Raw genomic sequence first — 1,863 nt, forward strand, 5'->3', positions numbered from 1 at the left:
CTTCGCCGTTCCCCTCCACGGCGGCCAAGGGGCCGCCGCTCCGGTGACTGCCGGGCGCCCACCCGTGTCCCGAGGCTGCATAGCCGCCCGTTAGGGGCGGTCTTGGAGGCTCTGAACATGAACACCACCACCCAAGCTCAAGCGAACCGTCGTCAGGTCGTCGTCACCCAGCTGCAGGACGAAGTGAACAAGCTGGCCGCCGAGTGGCAGGCGCTCAGCCGCAAGTCGAAGATCGAAGCCTGGCTGAACTGGCTGGAAGCCGCGCCGGCGATGCGGGTGTTTCTGCCCTACCATCGTGTGCTCAGCGTGATGGAGGGCGTCAGCTAGAGAGGGGGGGCTTCCCCCCCTTTGCGCAGGAGCCGGCTGACCTCAGAGCCCGGCCGGTTCTTGCGGGGCCAATTTGCCTGACGGGAGGGAGTGGTGTTCGATCAGCGCCATGAGCGACGAAGAATGGTGGATGCCCGTCGACCCAACGGCGGCGGAAGAAATCCGGGGCCAATTGAGCCCGGGCGCGGTTGTCGCGCCCCTGGGCGTCTTTGGCGTCAGGATCCGGCCACGGAATGACAAAGACCGGTTCGTCTGCCGGTCCTGGGAAAGCGTGGGATTGCAGCGCGTCGAGCCGGACGTCAGGTGCGCGCGCTAGACTTGGGATGGCGATGGGCCGTCAGGTGCAGGCCGTCTGCAGGAGCGGAAGCGCGGTGACGTCGCGTGACCCGCGCCCGGCGTCCAATTGCGGGTATTGCAGGCGAGGAAGTCCACGCGCCGCCAGCCTTGCGGCGCGGGTCATCTCGAAGACGTAGACGTGGTTCCCGGGGTGACGGCGACGGGTGAGGAAGCCGGTCGCGTAGAGGCCGGCGAGCCAGCCCCGGAGATCGTCGTCAGTGGGGGCGGGAGCGCCAACGGAGACCAGGCCGTCGACGCTGTAGGCGTGGCCCTGTTCGCCAGAGCGAATCTTGGAGAGCTTGCGGTCGTTGAAGGGTTGGCCGTCAGGGCAGAGCGTATCGATCCGCGCGCTTGCGCGGCCCCGATAGGCGGCGCCCATGACCGCGTAGATCCTGCCGATGTGGCCCGGCTTGATGATCGCGCCGTCAGCGGTGACCCGCTGAACGGGGTCGGCGTAGGAGATGACCGACAGGACTTCGGGCTTTTCGCGGCGAAGCGCCCGCATGGCGCGCGAAAGAAACCAGGTCTCACCGTTGCCGGCGACGTCGTCCAACAGGACGAAGCGCCCCAGATCCACGGCCCGACGATGGCAGTCGAGCCCGGTCCGGAGAGGAACGGAGGCGTTGTTCATCGGCTGGGAGAATGTGCACGCGCCGACAAGGCGCGAGCGGCCGCCCTTGCCGTTCTGGAAAAGGCCGAGCGAGAGGCGTGAGGCCGGGAAACTGCCGGAATAGTGGGTTTTTTCGATGAAGGGTTTCGCGGTCTTCATGCAGTCGATGATATCGACCGACAGCGTTGACGGGTCGATCTCCGAGGCCGCAGGAACATAGCGCTCGCGCCGATCGCGCCAGCGTTGAGAACGATCGACTAGCATGGGGTGGCTCGCCGCCGGTCGATGCTGGCCAGCACGGCGTTCCAGTTATCAGTTTTCAGCAGGTCCGTAGCGCAGTCGCCCTCTTCGCCCGTGTCGTAGAGCGTGAAGCGGGGTTCGTCTGGAGCCCAGCGTTGCGCTGGCTCGAGGTATTCAACGACGATGCCCAGGCGAAGGTCTGACGCCGTAAACATCGGGAACATGGCGGACCAAGCGAACTCGAAGCCCGCCGGGATGCGCGGGAGGTCGGCCGCCGGAAAATCGGGCCATGCGTGGCCTGCAGTAACTGCGGCGACGTGATCAGCCTGGGTGACAGGGGTGGTCATGAG

General features: G+C 66.3%; 3 protein-coding genes. 1 reads left to right on the plus strand and 2 read right to left on the minus strand.

Features of this window, described 5'->3' with window-relative positions; genetic code table 11:
* The first annotated feature begins 117 nt into the window (after positions 1 to 117).
* Positions 118 to 327: a hypothetical protein gene (locus RDU12_RS15440; protein ID WP_308685528.1), complete on the plus strand. Its 210-nt coding sequence runs from the start codon at positions 118 to 120 to the stop codon at positions 325 to 327.
* A gap of 337 nt (positions 328 to 664) precedes the next feature.
* Here the strand turns inward: RDU12_RS15440 and RDU12_RS15445 are convergent, their stop codons facing one another.
* Together RDU12_RS15445 and RDU12_RS15450 are read right to left on the minus strand one after the other, a co-directional pair.
* On the minus strand, positions 665 to 1,537 hold the full coding sequence (locus RDU12_RS15445; protein WP_308685530.1) for a hypothetical protein: 873 nt from the start codon (positions 1,535 to 1,537) through the stop codon (positions 665 to 667).
* Positions 1,531 to 1,863, minus strand: a 333-nt coding sequence (locus tag RDU12_RS15450) for a hypothetical protein (protein ID WP_308685532.1), incomplete at its 5' end; no start/stop codon positions are given. The genes RDU12_RS15450 and RDU12_RS15445, both read right to left, overlap by 7 nt.

Origin of the sequence: Brevundimonas sp. (assembly GCF_031082345.1) — a bacterium.
Lineage (GTDB): Bacteria > Pseudomonadota > Alphaproteobacteria > Caulobacterales > Caulobacteraceae > Brevundimonas.

Coding starts and splice junctions, on each gene's coding strand:
- RDU12_RS15440 (WP_308685528.1), top strand. CDS start 118: ATGAACACCACCACCCAAGCTCAAGCGAACCGTCGTCAGGTCGTCGTC.
- RDU12_RS15445 (WP_308685530.1), bottom strand. CDS start 1,537: ATGCTAGTCGATCGTTCTCAACGCTGGCGCGATCGGCGCGAGCGCTAT.